The organism is Mesorhizobium sp. M1217 (genome assembly GCF_040318275.1).
Lineage (GTDB): Bacteria > Pseudomonadota > Alphaproteobacteria > Rhizobiales > Rhizobiaceae > Mesorhizobium.
In genome coordinates, this window is sequence record NZ_JAMYMA010000004.1 from 226,443 (window position 1) to 249,165 (window position 22,723).

Annotated in this window: 18 protein-coding genes and 1 tRNA gene; 7 read left to right on the forward strand and 12 right to left on the reverse strand. The window is 63.6% G+C overall.

What is annotated here, in order from left to right; genetic code table 11:
• Positions 1-23 precede the first annotated feature (23 nt).
• Positions 24-100: transfer RNA gene (locus NKH37_RS08545), tRNA-Pro, on the reverse strand.
• 205 nt (positions 101-305) lie between these two features.
• Between NKH37_RS08545 and NKH37_RS08550 the strand changes: the two genes are divergently transcribed.
• A complete protein-coding gene (locus tag NKH37_RS08550; RefSeq protein WP_502895881.1) occupies positions 306-1,820 on the forward strand; it encodes a phosphomannomutase/phosphoglucomutase in 1,515 nt (504 codons plus the stop codon).
• Between the two features lie 15 nt (positions 1,821-1,835).
• Positions 1,836-4,106 (forward strand): AGE family epimerase/isomerase, encoded by a 2,271-nt coding sequence (locus NKH37_RS08555; RefSeq protein WP_023718436.1) that lies wholly within the window; start codon positions 1,836-1,838, stop codon positions 4,104-4,106.
• Here NKH37_RS08555 and betB read toward each other — a convergent pair.
• From betB to betI, 5 genes are read right to left on the reverse strand one after another with little or no spacing between them, the layout of a single operon-like run.
• A complete protein-coding gene (gene betB / locus NKH37_RS08560) occupies positions 4,070-5,533 on the reverse strand; it encodes a betaine-aldehyde dehydrogenase (protein ID WP_023718435.1) in 1,464 nt (487 codons plus the stop codon). The two genes, NKH37_RS08555 and betB, sit on opposite strands and share 37 nt — an antisense overlap.
• A 57-nt stretch (positions 5,534-5,590) precedes the next feature.
• Positions 5,591-7,243, reverse strand: a complete 1,653-nt coding sequence (gene betA, locus NKH37_RS08565; RefSeq protein ID WP_353040931.1) for a choline dehydrogenase — start codon at positions 7,241-7,243, stop codon at positions 5,591-5,593.
• A 3-nt stretch (positions 7,244-7,246) separates the two neighbouring features.
• A complete protein-coding gene (locus NKH37_RS08570; RefSeq protein WP_502895882.1) occupies positions 7,247-8,254 on the reverse strand; it encodes a threonine/serine dehydratase family protein in 1,008 nt (335 codons plus the stop codon).
• Entirely contained in the window at positions 8,254-9,783 is a 1,530-nt protein-coding gene (gene betC / locus NKH37_RS08575) for a choline-sulfatase (protein WP_353005132.1), read from the reverse strand. The genes NKH37_RS08570 and betC overlap by 1 nt, the downstream gene beginning before the upstream one ends.
• Complete coding sequence (gene betI / locus NKH37_RS08580) at positions 9,780-10,370, reverse strand: choline-binding transcriptional repressor BetI (protein WP_023718431.1); 591 nt, start codon at positions 10,368-10,370, stop codon at positions 9,780-9,782. Before betI ends, betC begins: the two co-directional genes overlap by 4 nt.
• A gap of 220 nt (positions 10,371-10,590) precedes the next feature.
• Here betI and NKH37_RS08585 point away from each other — a divergent pair, with 220 nt between their 5' ends.
• Positions 10,591-11,757: an acetyl-CoA acetyltransferase gene (locus tag NKH37_RS08585; protein ID WP_352483649.1), complete on the forward strand. Its 1,167-nt coding sequence runs from the start codon at positions 10,591-10,593 to the stop codon at positions 11,755-11,757.
• A 130-nt stretch (positions 11,758-11,887) separates the two neighbouring features.
• The gene (locus tag NKH37_RS08590; protein WP_352814759.1) at positions 11,888-12,892 is read left to right on the forward strand and encodes an asparaginase; all 1,005 of its coding nucleotides are present in this window, start codon (positions 11,888-11,890) and stop codon (positions 12,890-12,892) included.
• On the opposite strand, the gene NKH37_RS08595 is transcribed toward NKH37_RS08590, so the two are convergent.
• Together NKH37_RS08595 and NKH37_RS08600 are read right to left on the reverse strand one after the other, a co-directional pair.
• A complete protein-coding gene (locus NKH37_RS08595; protein WP_353005134.1) occupies positions 12,885-14,261 on the reverse strand; it encodes a TIGR03808 family TAT-translocated repetitive protein in 1,377 nt (458 codons plus the stop codon). The two genes, NKH37_RS08590 and NKH37_RS08595, sit on opposite strands and share 8 nt — an antisense overlap.
• A 152-nt stretch (positions 14,262-14,413) precedes the next feature.
• Positions 14,414-15,004 (reverse strand): TetR/AcrR family transcriptional regulator, encoded by a 591-nt coding sequence (locus NKH37_RS08600; RefSeq protein WP_353005136.1) that lies wholly within the window; start codon positions 15,002-15,004, stop codon positions 14,414-14,416.
• Between the two features lie 156 nt (positions 15,005-15,160).
• On the opposite strand from NKH37_RS08600, the gene NKH37_RS08605 reads away from it, so the two are divergent.
• Both NKH37_RS08605 and NKH37_RS08610 read left to right on the forward strand, forming a co-directional pair.
• On the forward strand, positions 15,161-16,039 hold the full coding sequence (locus NKH37_RS08605; RefSeq protein WP_353005138.1) for a class I SAM-dependent methyltransferase: 879 nt from the start codon (positions 15,161-15,163) through the stop codon (positions 16,037-16,039).
• A 143-nt stretch (positions 16,040-16,182) separates the two neighbouring features.
• Entirely contained in the window at positions 16,183-16,656 is a 474-nt protein-coding gene (locus tag NKH37_RS08610) for a GreA/GreB family elongation factor (protein WP_353005141.1), read from the forward strand.
• Here NKH37_RS08610 and NKH37_RS08615 read toward each other — a convergent pair.
• The 4 genes from NKH37_RS08615 to NKH37_RS08630 form a co-directional block, all read right to left on the reverse strand.
• Complete coding sequence (locus NKH37_RS08615; protein WP_353005143.1) at positions 16,653-17,042, reverse strand: type II toxin-antitoxin system death-on-curing family toxin; 390 nt, start codon at positions 17,040-17,042, stop codon at positions 16,653-16,655. The two genes, NKH37_RS08610 and NKH37_RS08615, sit on opposite strands and share 4 nt — an antisense overlap.
• Complete coding sequence (locus NKH37_RS08620; protein WP_352782374.1) at positions 17,039-17,260, reverse strand: AbrB/MazE/SpoVT family DNA-binding domain-containing protein; 222 nt, start codon at positions 17,258-17,260, stop codon at positions 17,039-17,041. The genes NKH37_RS08615 and NKH37_RS08620 overlap by 4 nt, the downstream gene beginning before the upstream one ends.
• A 72-nt stretch (positions 17,261-17,332) precedes the next feature.
• On the reverse strand, positions 17,333-19,456 hold the full coding sequence (gene scpA / locus NKH37_RS08625) for a methylmalonyl-CoA mutase (protein ID WP_353005146.1): 2,124 nt from the start codon (positions 19,454-19,456) through the stop codon (positions 17,333-17,335).
• A complete protein-coding gene (locus NKH37_RS08630; protein ID WP_353005147.1) occupies positions 19,453-20,895 on the reverse strand; it encodes a methylmalonyl-CoA mutase subunit beta in 1,443 nt (480 codons plus the stop codon). The genes scpA and NKH37_RS08630 overlap by 4 nt, the downstream gene beginning before the upstream one ends.
• Before the next feature lie 275 nt (positions 20,896-21,170).
• Here NKH37_RS08630 and NKH37_RS08635 point away from each other — a divergent pair, with 275 nt between their 5' ends.
• Positions 21,171-22,709: a helicase HerA-like C-terminal domain-containing protein gene (locus NKH37_RS08635; protein WP_353005149.1), complete on the forward strand. Its 1,539-nt coding sequence runs from the start codon at positions 21,171-21,173 to the stop codon at positions 22,707-22,709.
• The last annotated feature ends 14 nt before the right edge of the window (positions 22,710-22,723 follow it).

Here is a 22,723-nt window from a genome sequence, read left to right on the forward strand (position 1 = left end):
AACAGCTAAGCCGCTGTTTTTTCTGGTCGGAGTGGCAGGATTTGAACCTGCGACCCCATCGTCCCGAACGATGTGCGCTACCAGGCTGCGCTACACTCCGTGACCAGACCGCGGGCTTATAGCCGCCGCATTTGGTTACTGCAAGCGCCAATGGCAGCGCTTCCGTCGCATTTCTTTCGCTTTAGCCGCTACGTCATACAGGTTTCAGTTTCCTGTCGCACAAACACGGCTTAAAGGGGCTTCTAGGTAACCGTCCACTTGCCTCGAAGCATCTGATTCAGCCGCCTGGAGTTGCAGCCTTGTCGATGAAGATCGTTAGCGATGTCAAACCAAACACTTTTGAGTTCGAAACCTCGGCGTTGATCAAGCCATCCGGGTTTCGCGAATATGATGCGCGCTGGTGGTTTGGCCATCCCGGTTCGAACGAGCCGCCGGAGCTCAATCTGATCGGCGTCCAGGCGCTCGGCATGGGGCTCGGCACGCTGATCCGCCGTCTGGGTGCCGGACCCGACATCGTCACCGGTCACGATTTCCGCTCTTATTCGCTTGCCATCAAGCTGGCGCTGGTTTCCGGGCTGATGGCCGCCGGCGCGCGGGTCAAGGATGTCGGGCTGGCCTTGTCGCCGATGGCCTATTTCGCCCAATTCGCGCTCGACACGCCGTCCGTCGCCATGGTCACCGCCTCGCATAACGAGAATGGCTGGACCGGCGTCAAGATGGGCGCGGCGCGCCCGCTGACTTTTGGTACGGAGGAGATGAGCGCGCTGAAGGCGATCGTGCTCTCAGGCGATTTCGACCTTGTCGGTGGCGGCTCCTATGACTTCGTTGCGGATTTCCGCAAAACCTACCTCGACGATCTGACAGCGGGAAAGCGTATCTCGAGGAAGCTCAAGGTGGTGGCCGCCTGCGGCAACGGCACCGCCGGGGCTTTCGCTCCCGAGGCACTGAAAAGGATCGGCTGCGAGGTGATTCCGCTCGACGTCGCGCTCGATCATACGTTTCCGAATTACAATCCCAACCCCGAAGACATGAAGATGCTGCACGCCATTCGCGACAAGGTGCTGGAAACTGGCGCCGATGTTGGGCTCGGCTTCGACGGCGACGGCGACCGCTGCGGCGTGGTCGACAATGAAGGCAACGAGATCTTCGCCGACAAGGTCGGCGTCATGCTTGCGCGCGACATCTCACACCTCTATCCCGGCTCGACTTTCGTCGTCGACGTCAAGTCGACCGGATTGTTCATGACCGACAAGGTGTTGCGGGAAAATGGCGCGGTCACCGACTATTGGAAAACCGGTCATTCCTACATCAAACGGCGCGTCGCCGAACTCGGCGCTGTCGCCGGTTTTGAGAAATCGGGCCACTTCTTCTTCAATCCGCCGATTGGCCGCGGTTATGACGATGGCCTGGTCACGGCCATTGCTATATGCCAGATGCTGGATCGCAGCCCGCAAAGCAGCATGGCCGACCTCTACCGCGATCTGCCGCTGACGTTCGGCACGCCGACCATGTCGCCACACTGCGCCGACGAGCTCAAATACGGCGTCGTCGAGCGGGTCGTAGGCGATGTTCGCAAGATGAAGGACGAGGGCGCAGTCTTCGCCGGCCAGAAGATCGCCGAGCTGATCACCGTCAACGGCGTCAGGGTCGTGGCGGAGGATGGTACTTGGGGGCTGGTGCGGGCATCATCGAACAAGCCGGAGCTTGTGGTGGTGGTCGAAAGCCCGGTATCGTCCGAGCGGCGTCGCCAGATGTTCGAAGCCGTCGACGCGGTGCTGCGCCGCAGCCCGGAAGTCGGCGCCTACAATCAGACCTTTTGAGCGGGACTTATTTTCATGACCGAACGGATCGTCAGTTTTGTGATGAGCGGCGGCATCGGCTCGCGGCTGTGGCCGCTGTCGCGCGAGGACAATCCCAAGCAGTTCCATGATTTCTCCGGCGACGGCTCGATGCTGGCCAAGACGCTACGCCGGCTGACTGCGCGGCCGGAAGGCGAAACGCCGGTTTTCCTGATTGCCTCGGAAAGGCACGCCGACCGCGTTCATGCCGACATTGCCGGCCACGAGCTTTCCGGCGGCGGCCCGCTGTTCGAGCCGACCGGACGCAACACTGCCGCGGCCGTCGCTTTGGCAAGCCTGCGCACTTTGTCCGAATTCGGCGACAGCCTGGTGCTGGTGGTGCCGTCCGACCATGAGATCGCGACCGCGCAGCAATTCTGGCGGAGCGTCGAGGCCGGCACGGCGGCGGCGCGCGAAGGCAGGCTGGTGGTGTTCGGCATCAAGCCCACCCAACCGGAGACCGGGTATGGCTACATCGAGGTGGCCGGCGAGCGCGATGGCATCTGCGATGTCTCGCGTTTCGTCGAAAAACCCGATCTCGCCACCGCGCAGAGCTATCTTGAGGCCGGCAATTTCTACTGGAACACCGGCATCTTCCTGTTTCGCGCCAGTGCCATGCGCGACGCGTTCATGGCTTTCCAGCCAGACATCTGGAGCGCCACAGAGGCTGCCTACCAGGCTGCGACATCGGATCTTTCCGGCCTCTACATGCCTCTGGAGCTCTATGCCGCCATCCCTTCGACATCGATCGACTATGCGATCATGGAGCGCGCCAGCGGCATCGCCATGGTGCCGGCCGGCTTTCGCTGGAACGATCTCGGTTCCTGGCAATCGCTGCTCGATGTCGGGCCGTCCGACAAGCAGGGCAACGTCATTGTCGGCGACGTCGTCGCCATCGATTGCGAGAACTCCTATATCCGCAGCGACGGCCGCCTGCTGTCGGCCATTGGCCTGAAGGACGTCGCCATCGTCTCGACCGCCGACGCCACTTTCGTCGCGCCGGTCAGCCACAGCCAGAACGTCAAGAAGATCGTCGAGCAGCTCGAAAAGAGCGGCCGCCTGGAGACCAGGTTCACGCCCGCCGACGATCGCGTCATCGAAAGCGGCGCCTGGCAACGCCGCGTGCACCATTGGCTGTTCGAGGAGACGGTGCCGCTGTGGTCGACGATCGGCGTCGATGAGCGCCATGGCGGGTTCCATGAGGCGCTCGGTTTCGACGCCACCCCGCTGATGAAACCCAAGCGCATGCGCACGCAGGCCAGGCAGATCTATGCCTTCGCCGTCGCCAAGGCGCGCGGCTGGAACGGCCCGGCCGATCGGCTGATTAGCCACGGCCTCGAATTCATGGCCAGGAACGGCCGCACCGATAATGGCGGCTGGGTGCGCACGCTCAACGTCGACGGCACCGTCGCCGATGCCGCCGAGGATGCCTATGACCATTCCTGCGTGCTTCTGGCGCTGGCGCATGCCCATATGTGCGGCAATCCGGATGCATTGCGGCTTGGCGAGGAGACCTTTGCGTTCATCGACGCGCATCTCGAGGACGAACGCCTGACCGGCTTCCGCGAGACCTCGAGCGGCGAGGGCGAACGCCGCTCCAACCCGCACATGCATCTGCTCGAGGCGTTTTTGGCCTGGCATCAGGCGACCGGCGAGCGCGCCTATCTTCGCCGCGCCGCGCGCATCGTCGATCTGTTCCGCAGCCATTTCTTCGACCCGGAAAGCTGGACGCTGGGTGAGTATTTCGACAATGAATGGCGGCCAGCCCCTGGCGAGAAAGGCACGTGGACCGAACCGGGCCATCATTTCGAATGGGCCTCGCTGCTGGTCGACTTCGCGGGCCGCAGCGGCCAAAGCGGCTTGACCGGCCTCGCCAGGAAACTCTACGCGTCGGCGATTGCCAATGGCCTGAACCGCGCCACAGGCCTCGCCTACGGCGCCGTCTCGCGGCAAGGGCTGCCGCTCGACCGCGTCTCGCGCAGTTGGCCGCAGGCCGAAGCAATCAAGGCAGCGATCGCGCTGGACGGCTCGGGCGGTCCCGACCTGAAGCCGGAAATCGAGGCGCGTGTCGGCCGGCTGTTCCGCTGGCACATCAATCCGGCACCGCTCGGCCTGTGGATCGACCGCATCGACGAGCGTGGCCGCTCGCTGGCAAGCGAGGTGCCGGCCAGCATCTTCTACCATCTGGTCTGTGCGCTGACGCAGTATCTGGACGGTACGGCCCGCAAGGATCAGTACGGGCTGGCGACATCACCGGTCTCGACGTAGACCGACTTTAGCTGCGAATAGAGTGCCAATGCCGCGAGCGAATTCTCGCGGCCGATGCCGGACTGCTTGAAGCCGCCGAACGGGATTTCGACCGGCGTCAGATTGTAGGCGTTGATCCAGCAGGTGCCGGCCTGCAATTCGGCGATGACACGGTGGGCGCGCGCCAGGTCGCGCGTGAACACGCCTGCAGCGAGGCCGAATTCGGTGTCGTTGGCGCGCTCGATCACCTCGTCCTCGCTGTCGAACTTCAGCACGCTCATGACAGGCCCGAAAATCTCCTCGCGGGCGATGCGCATCGTGTCGGTGACACCGGTGAACACCGTCGGCTCGACGAAGAAGCCGCCCTGAAAACCCTGCAGCGAAGGCACATTGCCGCCGCAGGCGAGCACCGCACCATCCTGCTTGCCGGCCTCGATGTATGAGACGACCTTGTCGTGCTGCGCCTTCGAGACCAGCGGCCCCATCTGCGTGTCCTGGTCGAGCGGGTCGCCGATGCGGATTTTCTTGGTCCGCTCGGTCAGCCTTTCGACGAAACGGTCATGGATGCTGCGCTGCACGAAGACCCGTGTGCCGTTGGAGCAGATCTGACCGGTCGAATAGAAATTGCCGAGCATCGCGCCGCCGATGGCGTTTTCGAGGTTGGCGTCTTCGAAGACGATCAGCGGCGACTTGCCGCCGAGCTCCATCGTCGCGTGCTTCATCTTCGAGCCGGCGAGCGACAGCACCTTGCGGCCGGTCGGCACTGAGCCGGTCACCGAGACTTTGGCGACGACCTCATGGCCGACAAGGCCGGCGCCGACATCGCCAAAACCTTGCACGACATTGAACAGCCCGTCGGGCAGCCCGGCCTCGGTGTAGATTTCGGCGAGCGCCAGCGCTGAAAGCGGCGTGTTTTCCGACGGTTTGAACACCATCGCATTGCCCATGGCGAGGGCGGGTGCGGATTTCCAGCCGGCGATCTGGATCGGGTAGTTCCACGCGCCGATGCCGACGCAGACGCCGAGCGCCTCGCGCCTGGTATAGGCAAAGGGACCGCCGAGATCGACGGCCTCGCCATTAAAGGCGGCGACCGCGCCGCCGAAATATTCGAGGCAATCCGCCGCCGAAGGGGCGTCCGCAACCAGCGTCTCCTGGATCGGCTTGCCGGTGTCGAGCGTCTCGATACGCGCCAAATCGGCATTGCGGGCGCGCAAAATGTCGGCGGCACGGCGCAGTATGCGGCCGCGCTCGACCGGCTTCAGCCGTGCCCAGGCCGGCTGTGCCGCACGCGCGGCTTCGATCGCGAGTTCAAGCACGTTCGGCGTCGCCGAGCGCAGCATGGCAATGGTCTCGCCGGTCGCCGGATAGATGACCGGCAGCGGCGCGCCGCGCTCGTCGTCGATATAGCGGCCATTGACATAATGCGATGCCGTTGGCTGGGCGCGCATGACTGTTCTCCAATCGTCTTTCGCGGCAGGCGGAATGTGCGTCCGCCGGATCATGGCCTATCTGTCCGACGCCTGCCAGCGCGGATTGATCCATGGTTCCTGGTTGGACGGCGCCAGCGGCGAGCGCCCGAGAACGTGGTCGGCGGCCTTCTCGCCAGTCATGATCGACGGCGCGTTGAGATTGCCATTGGTGACGCGCGGGAAGATCGAGGAATCGGCGACCCGCAGCCCTTCGACGCCGATGACGCGGCATTCCGGATCGACGACGCTCATCGCATCGTCGGCACGGCCCATCTTGCAGGTGCCGCAAGGGTGATAGGCGCTTTCGGCGTGGTCGCGGATGAAGGCGTCGAGCTCGTCGTCCGATTGTACGTGCGAACCCGGCGACAGTTCCTTGCCGCGGTAAGGATCGAAGGCCGCTTGCCCGAAGATCTCACGGGTCAGCCGGATGCAGTGGCGGAACTCCGTCCAGTCGTCCGGATGCGACATGTAGTTGAAGCGGATCACCGGCGTCGATTTGGGATCGGGCGAGCGCAGCGTGACCGAACCGCGCGACTTCGACCGCATCGGCCCGACATGCGCCTGGAAGCCATGCGCCTTCGCCGCCGCCTTGCCGTCATAGCGGACTGCTGCCGGTATGAAGTGATACTGGATATCGGGATAATCGACGCCGGCGCGCGAGCGCACAAAGGCGGCCGCCTCGAAATGATTGGTGGCGCCGAGGCCGGACTTGAAGAACAGCCACTGCGCGCCGATCAATGCCTTCGAGAACGGGTTCAAGATGGAGTTCAGCGTGATCGGCTTTGTCGATTCCTGCTGGATGTAGAGTTCCATGTGGTCCTGCAGATTGCGGCCGACGCCGGGCCGGTCGACAATCACCGGAATGCCGTTCTCTTTGAGGTGCTGGCCGGGGCCGATGCCGGACAGCATCAGGATCTTGGGCGAGTTGATCGAGGACGCGGCAACGATCACCTCACGCCGCGCTCTGATCACCTGAATCCGCTTGCGCGCTTCGATCTCGACTCCGGTGGCGCGTTGATTCTCGATGATTACCCGTCGGGCGAACCCCTTGACCAAGCTGACATTTTTCCGCCTGAGTGCCGGCCTGAGATAGGCGCTCGCCGCCGACCAGCGGCGACCGCCACGAATGGTCTGCTCCATCGGCCCAAAACCTTCCTGCTTCGCGCCATTGTAATCATCGGTTAGCTCGAAACCGGCCTGACGGCCTGCCTTGACAAAGGCGCCGTAGAGTGGATTGGTCCGCGAGCCGCGCTGCACAGTCAGCGGGCCGCCATGGCCGCGCCAGCCATTCTCGCCGCCATTGCTGTCCTCCATTCGCTTGAAGTACGGGAGCACGTCTGCGAAGCCCCAGCCGGCCGCGCCCTGTTCGGCCCAATGGTCGAAGTCGCGGGCATGCCCGCGCACATAGACCATGCCGTTGATCGAGGATGAGCCGCCGATGACCTTGCCGCGAGGCGTTGCCAGCACGCGGCCGCCGAGATGCGGCTCCGGCTCGCTGGCAAAGCCCCAGTCGTAGAGGCTCATGTTGAGCGGGATCGACAGCGCCGACGGCATCTGGATCAGCGGCCCGATATCGCTGCCGCCATATTCGATGACGATCACCGAATGCTTGCCGTCCTCCGACAGCCGGTAGGCCATGGCCGAGCCGGCCGAGCCGGAGCCGATGATGACGAAATCCGCTTCAAGCATGGTTCATGCGCGCCCATGGTTCATATGCGCAATGAAATCGGCCAGCGAGACGTTGCCGCCGGTTGCCACTACGAGAACGGTCTTGCCGGTCACGTCGACCTTGCCGCCGAGCAACGCCGCGAGTGAAGCAGCGCCCGAAGGCTCGAGCACCAGCTTCAGCCGCTCGAAGGCGATCCGCATAGCGCGCCGCACCGAAGCATCGTCGACGGTGACGCCGCGAACGCCGGCGGTCTTCACCGCTGCGAACGGCGCGTCGCCAGGCCGCCGCGACATCAGCCCGTCGCAGATCGATTTCGGCCCGATCGGCATGGTTTCGATGGCGCCATGCGCCAGCGACGAGCCCATGCCGTCAAAACCTTCGGGCTCGACGCCAATGATCTCGGTGGCGGGCGACAGATAGTGGAAGGCCAGCGAAACGCCACCGATCAGCCCGCCACCGCCGACCGAGCATAACAAGAGATCGGCCTCCGCTTGCCTGGCGGCGAGCTGGTCGAGTGCCTCCAGTCCGGCTCCGGCCTGGCCGGCGACGATCTCCGGATCGTCGAACGGGTGCAGCAGCGCCAGGCCGTTGCTCGCGGCGATCTCGCGAGCCTTGGCAGCGGCAACCTCCTCACGCGCGCGCTCGCCATGGTCGGTCAGCACGACGCGCGCGCCGTAGCCCGATGTGGCGTCGCGCTTGGCGGCCGGCGCGTCGATCGGCATGACGATGGTGACGGGAATGCCAAGCGCTTGGCCAGCCGCCGCTAGCCCTTGCGCAAAATTGCCGGAGGAATAGGCGACGACGCCCTTTTTGGCTTCATCGGGCGATAGCCGCTTCAGCCGCCAATAGGCGCCGCGCACCTTGAACGATCCGGCCCATTGCAGCGACTCGGCCTTGACGAAGACGCGGGCGGCGCCGGTCTCGCGGGCGAGTGCCGCCGATTCCAGCAGCGGCGTGATCTGCGTCGCCTTGGAGGTGGCGGCATAGGCCTGCCTGAGATGGTCGAGCGAGGGGACGAGACTGTCTGCCATCATTTGCCTCGCGGAAAGCGCTTCTGCTCTTCGAGCAGGTCGAGGTTCATGTGATTGCGCATGTAGCGATCCGATGCTTTCTGCAGCGGCTGGAATTCCCAAGGGTAGTGGGTGCCGTTGCGCAGCGCCGGGTAGACCACCCAGCGGCGTGCCTGGCTGGCACGCACCGCGGCATCGAACGCCGCCATGTCCCAGCGCTCCCGCACCTTGCCGGTGAAAGCCGCCACCAAAGCCGCATTGGCCGGATCGGCGGCGAGGTTGGTCAATTCCAGCGGATCCGATTCAAGATCAAACAGTTGCGTCGGATCGATCTCGCAATGGATGAATTTGTAGCGGCCCTCGCGCATCGCCACCATCGGCGCGTTCGAGCCTTCGGCTGCATATTCCATCAGCACCGGCGCGGAGCGTTTCCTTCCGTTCAGCAGCGGCAGTAGCGACTGGCCGTCGGTCCACGGCGCAATCGCGCTGATGTCGATGCCGGCGAGATCGCAAAGCGTCGGCGTCACGTCGAGGTTGGAGACCGGCGTGTCGATCAGCCCGGTGTGTATGCTCTTGCCGGCGATCATCAGCGGCACCCGCGCCGAACCTTCGAAGAAGCACATCTTGAACCACAGGCCGCGCTCGCCGAGCATGTCGCCGTGGTCCGAGCAGAACAGGATGACCGTGTCGTCGAGCATGTGCGTGCGCTCGAGCACCGACAGCAACTCGCCGAGCTTGTCGTCGAGATAGGAGATATTGGCGAAATAGCCGCGCCGCGCGCGGCGGATCTGCTCCGCGGTGATGTCAAAACTATCATAGTCGCTGGCGCGGTAGAGCCGCTGCGAATGCGGGTCCTGCCTGTCGTAGGGAATGAAGCCGATCTCGGGCTCGAGCGCCGGGCAATCCTCGTAGAGGTCCCAGTAGCGCCGCCGTGCGACGTAGGGATCGTGCGGATGGGTGAAGGAAACCGTCAAGCACCAGGGCCGATGTGCGACGTCGTCGGAGACGCGGGCAAGATCGTAGAGCTTCTGCACCGCATGGAAGGCGACCTCGTCGTCATATTCCAGCTGGTTGGTGATTTCGGCAGTTCCGGCACCGCTCACTGAGCCCAGATTGTGATACCACCAGTCGATCCGCTCGCCGGGCTTGCGATAGTCCGGCGTCCAGCCGAAATCGGCCGGATAGATGTCGGTAGTCAGCCGTTCCTCGAAGCCGTGCAACTGGTCCGGCCCGACGAAATGCATCTTGCCGGAGAGGCAGGTGTGATAGCCGGCGGCGCGCAGATGATGGGCAAAGGTCGGGATCGACGAGGTGAATTCGGCGGCGTTGTCATAGACCCCGGTGCGTGACGGCAATTGGCCGCTCATGAATGCGGCGCGGCCCGGCGCGCAGAGCGGCGAGGCCGTGTAGTTGTTGCAAAAACGCGCCGAACGCGCGGCGAGCGCCTTCAGATGCGGCGCGTGCAGGAAGTCTGCCGGCCCGTCTGGAAACAGCGTTCCGTTGAGCTGATCGACCATAACGATCAGGATGTTGGGTCGCTTGGATGTCACTGCTTCTGCCGTCCGCTAAGCTTCATTTCGAGATAGTCCTCAACCAGTGCGATCGCGGTCGCGGCATCGGGCACGCCGTCCTTCAGCGCGCGCCTGATATAGAGCCCGTCGATCAGCGCCGCCGTCGCTTCGGCAACCCGGTCGGCCTCGCTTCTCGGCAGGATGCCGGTCAGCCCGCTGAGCAGATTGGAATGCAGCCGCCGTGCATAGACCTTGAGCAGCCGGCGAAGTGCTGCCGATTTCTGCGCCTCGACATAGAAGGCGAGCCAGGCGGCGATCGTTTCCGGCTGGAACTGGACGTCGGAGAAATTGACCGCGACCACTGCCGAGACGCGCTGGCGCGCCGTGCCGGCCGTGCGAAGCGCGCGCCGCGTATCGGCGGTGAGCCCGCTCAGGATGTGCCGCATCGTCGCCAACAGCAATTCGTCCTTGGCGCCGAAATAATGGTGGGCAAGCGCCGAGGACACGCCGGCGCGCCCGGCGATTTCCGACATCGTGACATCAAGCGAACCGCGCTCGCCGATCGCCGAGATCGTTGCGTCGATGAGCGCCTTGCGGCGCAACGGCTCCATTCCGAGTTTCGGCATTCTTGCTCCGGCCTGTTGGGTAAGTTTATTTTTTATTGACGCATCAATCAACAAAAATTCAGCCTGATTTGCTGGCAAATGCCAGGCGTTATGACCAGATATCAAGATCAAGCGATTGTGCGGTTCTGGCCCCTTCACGAAACCGGCGGAACGGTTCATCCTTGAATAATGCCGAGCGGCCGCGACATCGCGCAGCCGGGCCTGCAGGATGGGGATCGCCATGACAGCATGCATCGTCGGTTGGGCGCATTCGCGCTTCGGCAAGCTCGAAGGCGAGACGCTGGAGGGCCTGATCACCAAGGTGGCGGTCGAGGCGCTCGATCATGCCGGCATCGGTCCAGATGACGTCGACGAGATCGTGCTCGGCCACTTCAACGCCGGGTTTTCCGCCCAGGATTTCACCGCGAGCCTGGTCCTCCAGGCAGACGACCGGCTGCGCTTCAAGCCGGCGACCCGCGTCGAGAACGCCTGCGCCACCGGCTCGGCGGCGGTCAGGCAAGGCATCCGCGCCATCGACGCAAATGCCGCCCGTATCGTGCTGGTGGTCGGCGCCGAGCAGATGACGACGACGCCCGGTCCTGAGATCGGCAAGAACCTGCTCAAGGCCTCGTATCTGCCGGAGGATGGTGACACGCCGGCAGGCTTCGCTGGCGTCTTCGGCAAGATCGCTCAAGCCTATTTCCAGCGCTACGGCGACCAGTCGGATGCGCTGGCGATGATCGCCGCCAAGAACCATAAGAACGGCGTCGACAATCCCTACGCGCAGATGCGCAAGGATTTCGGCTACGAGTTCTGCCGGCAGGAAAGCGAAAAAAACCCCTTCGTCGCCGGTCCGCTGAAGCGCACAGACTGCTCGCTGGTTTCGGACGGCGCCGCCGCCCTTGTCCTCGCCGACACGGCGACGGCGCTGAAGATGCGCCGCGCCGTCGCCTTCCGCGCCAATGAGCATGTGCAGGATTTCCTGCCGATGTCGAAGCGCGACATCCTCGCGTTCGAAGGTTGCGAGCAGGCCTGGAATCAGGCGCTGAAGCAGGCCGGCGTGACGCTCGGCGACCTGTCCTTCGTCGAGACGCATGACTGTTTCACCATCGCCGAGCTGATCGAGTATGAGGCGATGGGCCTGGCCAAGCCGGGCGAGGGCGCCAAGCTGGCCTTGGATGGCGATACGGCGAAAGACGGAAGGCTGCCGGTCAATCCGTCCGGCGGGCTGAAGGCCAAGGGCCACCCGATCGGTGCCACCGGCGTATCGATGCATGTGCTTACCGCCATGCAACTCGTCGGCGAGGCGGGCGGCATCCAGGTGCCGGGAGCAAAGCTCGGCGGCATCTTCAACATGGGCGGCGCGGCGGTCGCCAACTACGTTTCCATTCTCGACCGGATCAGATAAAAGCGGCCCCGCATTACAGCGCGCGCGCCGCTTCGCGCGCGCAAAAGGGCGCTATATCGCTTTGATTTTGCGCATGATCCTTTTCGAAAATTGATTCCGAGTTTCGAGATCATGCGCTAGCGGGGAATTCATGACAAATCCGGTTCTGGTCGAAGTTTTGCGCGGCGCTATCGTCGAGAGCGCGCATCGCGGCGCTGTTGCCGTCTTCGACGCCGACGGCAAGCCTGTTTGGGAGATCGGCGACACGGCACAACCGGTGTTCCCGCGTTCGGCGGTCAAGGCGATCCAGGCGTTGCCGCTGGTCGAGAGCGGCGCTGCCGATGCCTACGGCTTCGGTGACCGGGAGCTGGCACTGGCCTGCGCCTCGCATTCCGGCGAGCCGCCACATGTCGAGCTCGCGAGGGCTATGCTGGCGAAGGCCGGCCTGGACGAGACGGCACTCGAATGCGGCGCGCATTGGCCGTCGAGCCATGGGGCGACGCTGGCGCTTGCCCGCGCCGGCAGCGTGCCGAACGCGCTGCACAACAATTGTTCCGGCAAGCACTCAGGCTTCCTATGCACCTGCGTTCACAGCGGCATCGCCCATCGCGGTTACGTCAAGGCTGGCCATGCTTCGCAGGAGATGGTGCGCGAAGCGATGCAGGCGGTGACCGGTGCTGCCCATGACGCCGATCACCGTGGCACTGACGGCTGCTCGATTCCGACCTATGCCGTGCCGCTGCGCAGCTTTGCGCTTGGCTTTGCCCGCATGGCGACAGGCGCCAGCTTCGAGCCGGTGCGCGCCCGGGCGGCGAAGCGGCTGCTTTCCGCCTGCATGGCTGAGCCGTTTTTCGTCGCCGGCACTGGCAGGTCCGACGTCGCGATGATGGAGGCCGCGCCCGGCCGGATCTTTGCCAAGGGGGGCGCCGAGGGCGTCCATTGTGCCGCCCTTCCAGAGCTTGGCCTTGGCATCGCGCTGAAATGCGACGACGGCGCCGGCCGCGCAACTGAAGTCATGCTCGCGGTCGTGCTGTCAAAGCTTTTGCACGCAGACCAGCCGCTGGCGGGAAAGCTGATCGAACAGGCAAATCCGCCTATCGAAAGCCGGATCGGCGCCAAAGTCGGCGCGCTCCGGCCCACCGCCGCCCTCAACTGACGTGATTGCGCTCGACGGTCAAATGCGCATAGCCGGCATTGCCTGACGCGGCGAGGTCGCCGGTCACCGGCTCGGCCCAGCGCTGGCCGACGATCGCGCCGTTCTGGACCCCGTCGATGACATTGTCGGAAATGATTGCCGTTCCGGCACCTTCGACCACGGTGACGACGATGCCGGTTCCGGCCTTGCGGATGATATTTCCCGTGGCGACCACGTTGCGCATGAACGGTCCCCAGCCGATCTGCATGCCGTAGAGCGGCGCATTCTCGACGACATTGCCGGAAACGGTGGTGTCCGCCTCGACGCTGATGCCGACGCCGAAGCCGGGCGCATCGGCAGGGTAGGGGCCGCTGGTCGACAGATTGCGGACAATGTTGCCGGAGCACACGCCCATGCGGCCGCCTTCGTTGAAATTGACGATCGAAATACCATTGGCGGCGCCATCGACGATGTTGTTGCCGATGACGGCGCCTTCGAACGAGAATTCGGAATACACGGCCGTCTCGCCCGAACGCGAGCAGGTGTTGCCGGTGATCTGCAAATTGCTGGAACTGTTGGCGCGGATCGCCGAGAACGCGCAATCCGAGACAATATTACCGGAGATGACGACATTGCCGGCGCGGAACGCATTGATGCCGTTGCCGTTCTGGCCGGTTCCGCCGCTGCGCGCCTGGATGCGCTCGATCCGGTTGCCGCTGACGATGGTGCCGTCTTCCGCCGCCTGCCAGCGGTGCACGAGAATGCCGCCATTGGCGCAGTCGGAGACGCTATTGCCTGATATTTCCAGGCCATCGGCCTCGACCGAATAGATGCCGGCGTCGGCTGCGCCGGAAATCTCCGAGCGCTCGATGCGGCCCGAGGCGTGCTCGAGCGCCAGGCCGTTCTTGCCGCTGCCGGTAAGCTGGCAATTGTCGACGACCAGATGGGCGATGCGGCGCAGATCGAGCAGGCCTTGCGTGTAGTCGCCTATCCAGCGGTTGCTGCCGTCGAACACCAGCCCGCTGAGTTCGACATGCTCGGCCTGTTCCGACATGATGAGATGGCCATTGCCGCCATAGACGATCCGCGATGCGCCCGGCACGCCGGAAAGGCGCACGCGGCCGGGCAGCGACAGGTTGGAAACTATATAGGTCCCCGGTGGCAGGAACACCGGCATGTCGCGGTCGTGCGCATCGCGCAGCAGCTTGGCGAAAGCCTTGCTCTGGTCGTCAAGCGCGCCGGGCCGGACGCCGAGCTCGGTCGCGTTAATCGCCCCGCGCATCGCGGCTTTCTCGATGCCGGGCAGGTTTTTCGCCGCTGCTTTGCCGAGCGAAAGCCCCATGACCGCAAAGCCGGCGGTCTGCGCAAGCAGCGTTCTTCTGTTCAACATCGGCACAGATCCATTGCGTTCAACGGTCACGCTGCAGGATTCGTGCCAGACTAGCCCGGTCGAACTCGTGGTGAAAACCTGAAGCTTGCTAGCCAAGACGGAATATCGCTTGCGCCCTTCTGTGGGCGATCAAACGAAGCCCCTTTTGGCCTCTATTCGATCCTCGTCGGTTCAGCGAACACCGCATTTATCCCGTTGAAGGCAAGTTGCAGGAATGTCTGGTCGATCTCCGCGGGGGACAGCTTCGTATCCCTCTCAAGCCACCAGTGCATCACTTCAAAGAACGCGCCAACGATGAAGCGTGTGGCGATCTCAAGTCTGGCTCCGCCGTCATCACCTTGGATATTCGCCAATTCGTGGCGAACCTGCTTGCTTATCCAGCCGCGGATCTCTTCTGGCATTTCGCGCTTTTTCCCGCCCATCAGCGCACGGTGCATCTCCCGCGTGGCATGAGCATGCTCGAACACCGGACCGCTGAAGGAAAAACCCTTGGCATTTCTCTGCGAATGGCGTTCGTCACCGCGTGCCTGCAAGCCCTTCATATGCTCGTCGATCGTTGCTTTCCTCAAGCAGTCCTTGTCGGGATAGTGCGTGTAGAAAGTCGAGCGGCCGACATCGGCGTCCCTGCAGATGTCCTCGACCGTGATCGCCGTATACCCCTTCTCGGCGGTCAGTCTGAAAAGCGCCTGCTGCAGTCGGCTGCGGGTCCTGGCGACCCGACGGTCGATCGATCCGGCTGGCATCGGCAACATCCTTTTTCCGGTCATAGGACACCAAACCGTCCAGTATTGGGCGGGCAGGTGCGATCTGGCCAGTAAAACCGATACTGGACACACTGTCCAGTATCATATGCTGTTGCGAAAGGCCCAGCGCGGGGCCGGCTGGCAGGAGATAAAGCAATGCACCAACGCCTTTTTGGAACAATAGTTGGCGGGCATGCGCTAGTCGCGCTCGTCAAAGTGGCCGTGGTGCTTGCGGCATTTTTCTCGTTGGGACAGGCAAATGCGGGCTTTTCCTTGGGAATTCCCGTCCTTCTGCTTCATGCTGGTGTACTCGTCGTGATCGCAAGCCTATTGATTTGGCAAAGCGCTCACGGGCGGCTGTCCGCCAAGGCCCGCAGACCGGCCGCCGCAGACGAGAAGGCGCCGCATGTCGGCATCACGCTTCATTCCGCCGCCCTATACGACACGCTCGCGTGGCTTCTGACTTTCGGCCGCGAACGTACTTTTCGCGAAAGGATACTAAGCTTTGCCAAGCTGAAACCGGGAGAAGTGGTCCTGGATGTCGGGTGCGGCACCGGCACCACCGCGCTCCTCGCCAGACAGAAGGTGGGGCCGGAGGGGCGTGTGGACGGCGTCGACGCCTCCGCCGAAATGGTTGCGCGCGCAGCGGCAAAGGCCCGGCGAGCAGGGTTACAAGTCGGGTTCTCGACCGCCACCGCTCAGGAACTGCCTTTCAAGGATGGGGAATTCGATGTCGTCCTCAGCACGCTGATGTTCCACCATCTTCCAAAGAAAGGCCGCGAGGAATTCGGCAGAGAAGCCTTCCGCGTCCTGAAGCCGGGCGGTCGTGTGCTTATTGTCGATTTTGCGAAGCCGCCGCGCCAGAAGAGCACCTTTCGGCTCCACCGGCATGGTTACGTCGATTTGGACAAAGTTGCAGCGGATCTCGGCCGGCACGGCTTCAATACCGTTGAGCGAGGCGACGTCGGAACCAAAGGGCTCCGCTATCTAATAGCGCAACCGGACCTTAGCCTTGCGGCCCTCGGCGCGCGATAGGTACGTCAAGTTGGGGCATTCGCATGGTCCGCTTTCCACCCCAAGCAGCTGTCTAATCTCGGGTATTGAGCTCAGATCTTCACCACTAGCCTCTTCTTCAGCAATGGCTTGTGGAGTTGCCATTCCGAGCCTAAGTTCATCGGATGAGCAGGGCTTTCACCCGCGAGGAAGACAGCGAAAACGCCATCGCCGGCATCGGCGAGCGGCCGATCAGTCAGCACCGCAATCTTGTGACGGAACGCGGCCTGACGCTGATCGACGCCGAACTGGCTGCCCTGCGCGATGAACTGGGCAGAGCGGAGAAGAGGGCCGACCGCGAGCGCATCGCGCTCATCTCGCGCGACCTGCGCTATTGGACCGCGCGACGTGAAAGCGCCGAGCTTTCCGTGCCGGAGCCGGGTAGCGACCTTGTTCGCTTCGGCATGGGCGTCACGCTGGAAAGCGATGACGGCAAAAAGGTACATTGGAAGATCGTCGGCGAGGATGAGGCCGATCCGGCCAAGGGCACAATTTCCCATGTTTCGCCGATGGCCTTGGCCTTGTACGGCAAGAGGGTCGGCGAAATTGCCGTGGTCAACGGCAAGGAGTGGGAGATCGTCAAGCTGACTGCCAGTTAGGCCTCGATCTTGACGACATGGTCGCGGAAGAACGCCGCGGCACCAGCCTCGTCGATCTCGCCGCCGGCAACGCCCATGACGAATTCGTAGATCGTGCCATTGTCAGCCGTCAGGGCATAACCGTTAACGATCAGAAATGCACCGGCCGCGACAATAGCGGTGCGCTTGTTGCCGTCGACAAATGCATGATTTCTGGTAACGCCGAAGACATAGGCGGCTGCGAGATCTTCAACCGACGGGTCCCCGTAATTGGCCTTGTTCTCGGCGCGGGCGAGCGCCGATTCGAGGGCATTTTCATCCCTCAAGCCTTGTGCTCCGCCGTGTCGGCGCAACTGCTCGGCGTGCGTCGCTTCGACTGCACGCCGCGTCAGAAACTCACGGCTCATTCGGCGAGCTTCTGAAGCGCGACCTTGTATTTGTCCATGACCTCGCGGGCAGCTTTCATTTGCCGCTCGAAGCTATCGTCCACCGGCTTCAGCGCAAGACCGTCACCTGTTTCAATGATTTGAAGCTGGTCGCCGGCCTTCAGGTTCAGACGATCGAGAAGCTCCCTCGGCAGGATGACGCCTTCGGAATTGCCGATCTTGCGAATGGTCGTGTTCATGGTGAGACATCCTGTTGCAACGCTAATTATAACTCAGCGCGATGGCCGTTGCAACAGACATTATAACCCGCGTCAGCCGGCCTGCAGCAGGCGGTCCATCAGCCGGTCCGCCGCTTCCGGGATGACCGTGCCGGGCGGGAAGATTTCGGTGGCGCCTGCCTGCCGGACTGCATCATAATCCTGTGGTGGGATGACGCCGCCGGCGACGATCAGCATATCGTCGCGGCCGAGCTTCTTCAGCGCATGCTTGAGTTCGGGAATGAGCGTCAAATGGCCGGCCGCCAGCGACGAGGCGCCGACGATGTGCACGTCATGCTCGACCGCGAGCTTGGCGATCTCGTCCGGCGTCTGGAACATCGGCCCGACGGTAACGTCGAAGCCGAGGTCGGCAAAGGCGGTGGCGATCACTTTCTGGCCGCGATCATGGCCGTCCTGGCCCATCTTGGCGACCAGAATGCGCGGCTTGCCGCCGGACTTTTCCTCGAACGCTACGATCTTGTCCTGCAGCCGGTCGACCACCGGATTGTCGCCGAGCGCCTTGCGATAGACGCCGGAGATCGTCTGCACCGAGGCGACATGGCGGCCGAAGACCTTTTCCAGCGCCAGCGAAATCTCGCCGACCGTGGCATTGGCGCGCGCCGCCCGGATGGCGAATTCCAGCAGGTTTTCGTTACTCCCGGCAGCACGGGTCAGCGCATCGAGCGCGCTCTCGACGGCGGCGACGTCACGCGTGCCTTTCAGCCGCTGCAGCTTCGACAATTGCCGCGCCCTGACTTCCGCGTTGTCGATCCTCAGCACGTCGACTTCGATGTCCGTGCCGGGACGGTGGGCATTGACGCCGACCACGATCTGTTCGCCGGAATCGATGCGCGCCTGGGTGCGCGCGGCAGCCTCTTCGATGCGCAGCTTCGGTAGGCCCTTTTCGATCGCCGCGGCCATGCCCCCGAGGCTCTCGACCTCCTCGATATGGGCGAGCGCGCGCGCCGCCAGATCATGCGTCAGCCGCTCGACATAGGCAGAGCCGCCCCACGGGTCGATGCTCCGGGTCGTGCCGGATTCCTTCTGCAGGATGAGCTGTGTGTTGCGGGCGATGCGGGCCGAATGATCGGTCGGCAGCGCCATTGCCTCGTCGAAGGAATTGGTGTGCAGCGACTGCGTGTGGCCTTGAGTCGCCGCCATCGCCTCTATCATGGTGCGGATGATGTTGTTGTAGGGGTCCTGCGCCGTCAGCGACCAGCCCGAAGTCTGGCAATGGGTGCGCAGCGACAGCGAGCGCTCGTCCTTCGGCGAAAAGTTCTTCAGCATCAGGCTGGCCCACAAAAGGCGCGCTGCTCTCAGCTTCGCGACTTCCATGAAGAAATTCATGCCGATCGCCCAGAAAAACGAGAGGCGCGGCGCGAAACGGTCGATGTCGAGGCCGGCCGCGACGCCGGCGCGGGCATATTCGATACCGTCGGCAATCGTGTAGGCGAGCTCGAGGTCCGCCGTCGCTCCCGCCTCCTGCATGTGGTAGCCGGAGATCGAGATCGAATTGAACTTCGGCATATGCGTCGACGTGTAGGAAAAAATGTCCGACACGATCCGCATCGAAGGTTTGGGCGGATAGATGTAGGTGTTGCGCACCATGAACTCTTTCAGGATGTCGTTCTGAATGGTCCCAGTGAGGTCCTTCTGCGCGACGCCCTGTTCCTCCGCCGCCACGATATAGAGCGCCATGATCGGCAGCACCGCGCCGTTCATCGTCATCGATACCGTCATCTCGTTAAGCGGGATGCCCTCGAACAGCTGGCGCATGTCGAGAATGGAATCGATGGCGACGCCGGCCATTCCGACATCGCCAGCGACGCGCGGATGGTCGCTGTCGTAGCCGCGATGCGTGGCGAGATCGAAGGCGACCGACAGGCCTTTCTGGCCGGCGGCAAGGTTGCGCCGGTAGAAGGCGTTGGACTCTTCGGCCGTCGAGAAGCCGGCATATTGCCGGATCGTCCAGGGTTGCTGGACATACATCGTCGGATAGGGGCCGCGCACGAAGGGCGGCAGGCCCGGATAGGTATCGAGATGCGGCAAGCCCTTGAGATCGCCCTGGTTGTAGAGATGCTTGACGGCGATGCCTTCCGGCGTCATCCGCTGGCCTTTGACCTCGACCGGCGCCCGCCGTGGCGGCGACCAGGCGATCTGGCTGAAATCCGGGATCATGGCACGGCTCCGATCGACTGATCGATGCGGATCGGAAACAGCGGCTCGCACACCGCAACGCCTTCGGTGAAGGCAGGCCGCCGCTCCGCCGCCAGCGTCTCGACCGGACGCTCGGTCTTCGACGGGTGCAGCGTCGTGCCGACGATCGCCCGTTCGTCCGCCTGGTAGGCTGCGTTGCGGCGGGCGGAAGCTGCCTGGACGCGCCTCTGGATGTGGCCTTGCTCAAGGCTGGTCAGCACGCCGCCTTCCGCCTCGATCTGCTGGAACTCCTGCCAGGCCGCGGCGCAGAGCTCCGCAGTCAGCGCTTCGACCGCACCCGAACCGCAAACCGGATCGGCGACGTGGTCGATGTGGCTTTCATTGGCCATGATCAGTTGCGCGTTGCGGGCAACGCGGCGGGCAAAACCCGCAGGCAGGCCGTGCGCTATCGTGTGCGGCAGGATGGCGATCGAATCCGCGCCGCCGGCGGCAGCCGCGAAAGCGGCGATGGTGGTGCGCAGGATGTTGGTTTCCGGGTCGGCCGCCGTCATCATCCGGAAGGAGGTTTCGGCATGGATGCTGGCGGTGGAGGGCGGTATCGAGCAGGCCTCCTGGACACGCGCCCACAGCCTGCGCAACGCCCTGACCTTGGCCGTCGAAACGAACTGGTCCTGGTCGACGCTGAGCGCAAAACCGATATGCGGCGCCGCGTAGACGAGCGGCTGGCGCGCCTTCTCGAACAGCCTCAAATAGGAGACGGCCGAGGCGAGCATAGTGCCAAGCTCCTGCGCCTCGGTGGCGCCGGCATTGTGGAATACCCGCCCGTCGGCCTCCAGCAGCACGCCGGGCACCCCCATCGAAAAGAAATGCGCCAGCGACTGCGGCATCGAAGCCTGCAAAGCTTCGATCGACATGCGCAGCCTGCCGGTCCCGGCAAATATCGCCGCCGGATCGATGCCGAAGGAGAGGTTGAGCTTTGCCGGGTCGGAGCGGCGCTTGGTCAAGAACGCCACCAGCCAATCGGCCACGGCACGGCTCCAGGGATGGGCGTCGATGCGGATCTGGATGCGGTTGAGCGGCACGCCGTCGAGCACGCCCTCCAGCGCCTCCGCCGTCCTCGGCAAGCCATAGCCGAAGGCGTTCGGCGCACCCTCGAAGACAAGCGACAGTCCGGTGGCACCCTGCGCGACGTCTTCCAGCGCCTGCGCACTGGCGCGGCCTATGTCCGGATCGTCGATGCGCTGGCTGACGATCCACGGTGATCCCGGGTTGGCGCGCACGACAGGCTCGGCGGTTACCGAACGCTCGTAGAGCGGCTCGATGCGGATGGCGTCGTCCGTATGCGAGACGAGCTTTTCCTCGAAGGAACCGCCGGCCAGCGCCTTCTCCGCCAACGCCAGCCATCGTTGCCGGTCGGCGTTCGGAAGGTCGGCATCATGGGTCAAGGCACCGGCGCCCATCCGTTCTCCTCGTTCTAGCGGCCGCATCAGCCTACTATGTCAGTCTACGGTCCCCTGTCCCATATCACAATGCAGCACACATGCCGTGCAACTCGCCTTCCGTGACGGTGACCGTCAACCGATTGCCAAACATGGGCAGGTTCCGCAAGCTCCAAAAGCCATTTTCGACGATGCCCATTGTCGCTGCGCAATGGCCTCACTATACCTGCGGCGGGGCTCCCTTTTCTTCAAGGGATCAGGGCATTCAACCCTATAGGTTTGCGGAGACCGGACACATGGCCGACGACACCAGTATCTTCATGGGAGCCAGCCGCAAGCCGGACGACAGCTATCAGCGACCCGAACAGCTTTTGCTGCAATATGGCAATCGTCACGGCCTGGTCACCGGCGCGACCGGTACCGGCAAGACGGTGACCCTGCAGATATTGGCCGAGGGTTTCTCCAATGCCGGCGTGCCGGTATTCTGCGCCGACATCAAGGGCGACCTGTCGGGTATCGCCATGATGGGCACAGCGCAGGATTTTCTGGTCAAGCGGGCCGAGCAGGTCAAGCTCGATCCCTATGAGTTCCAGGAATTCCCGGTCATCTTCTGGGATCTGTTCGGCGAGCAGGGTCACCCGATCCGCGCCACCATCTCGGAGATGGGGCCGCTGCTTCTGTCGCGGCTAATGAACCTCTCCGAGGCGCAGGAAGGCATTATGAACATCGCCTTCCGCATCGCCGACGAGGAAGGCCTTTTGCTGCTCGACTTGAAGGACCTGCAGTCATTGCTTGCCAACATCGCCGACCGCGCCGAAGAGATCGGCGCCCGCTACGGCAATGTGACGAAACCTTCGGTCGGCGCCATCCAGCGCACGCTGCTGGTCCTGGAGCAGCAGGGCGCTGCCAATTTCTTCGGCGAGCCGGCATTGCGGATCGCCGACATCATGCGCACCACGCGTGATGGACGCGGCGCTATCAGCGTGCTCGCCGCCGACAAATTGATGCTGAATCCGCGGCTCTATGCGACGTTCCTTCTGTGGCTGATGTCGGAACTGTTCGAGGAACTGCCCGAGGTCGGCGACCCGGACAAGCCGAAGCTGGTCTTCTTCTTCGACGAGGCGCATCTTCTGTTCGACGACGCGCCGAAGGTGCTGATCGACCGCGTCGAACAGGTGGTCCGGCTGATCCGTTCGAAGGGCGTCGGCGTTTATTTCGTCACGCAAAATCCGCTGGATATCCCTGAAACGGTGCTGGCGCAGTTGGGCAACCGCGTGCAGCACGCACTGCGTGCCTATACGCCGCGCGAACAGAAGGCCGTCAAGACGGCGGCCGAGACGTTCAGGCCCAATCCCGATTTCGACTGTGCAACCGTGATCACGCAGCTCGGCACCGGCGAGGCACTCGTCTCCACGCTGGAAGCCAAGGGCGTGCCGTCCATGGTACAGCGCACGCTGATCCGCCCGCCATCCTCGCGGCTTGGCCCGATCACGCCCGAAGAGCGCCGCAAGCTGATCACTGAGAGCCCGGTTTCGGGACAGTACGACCAGACCGTCGATCGCGAATCGGCTTTCGAGATGCTGCAAAAAAAGGCCAAGGACGCCCAGGAGGCACAAGCGCAGCAGCAGGAGAGCGGCCGTTCGCGCTGGACCATTCCCGGCTTCGGCAATGACGATCCCGCTCCTCAGCCCAGCGGTGGCCGGCGGGCGCCGCGGCCATCCAACCGCCAGACGGTGGCGGAGGCGGCAATCAAGTCGGTGGTGCGCTCGGTCGGTTCGTCGGTCGGACGGGCGATCGTCCGCGGGATTTTGGGGAGCCTGTCCAGGGGGCGGTGAGGGGCATCGGACCG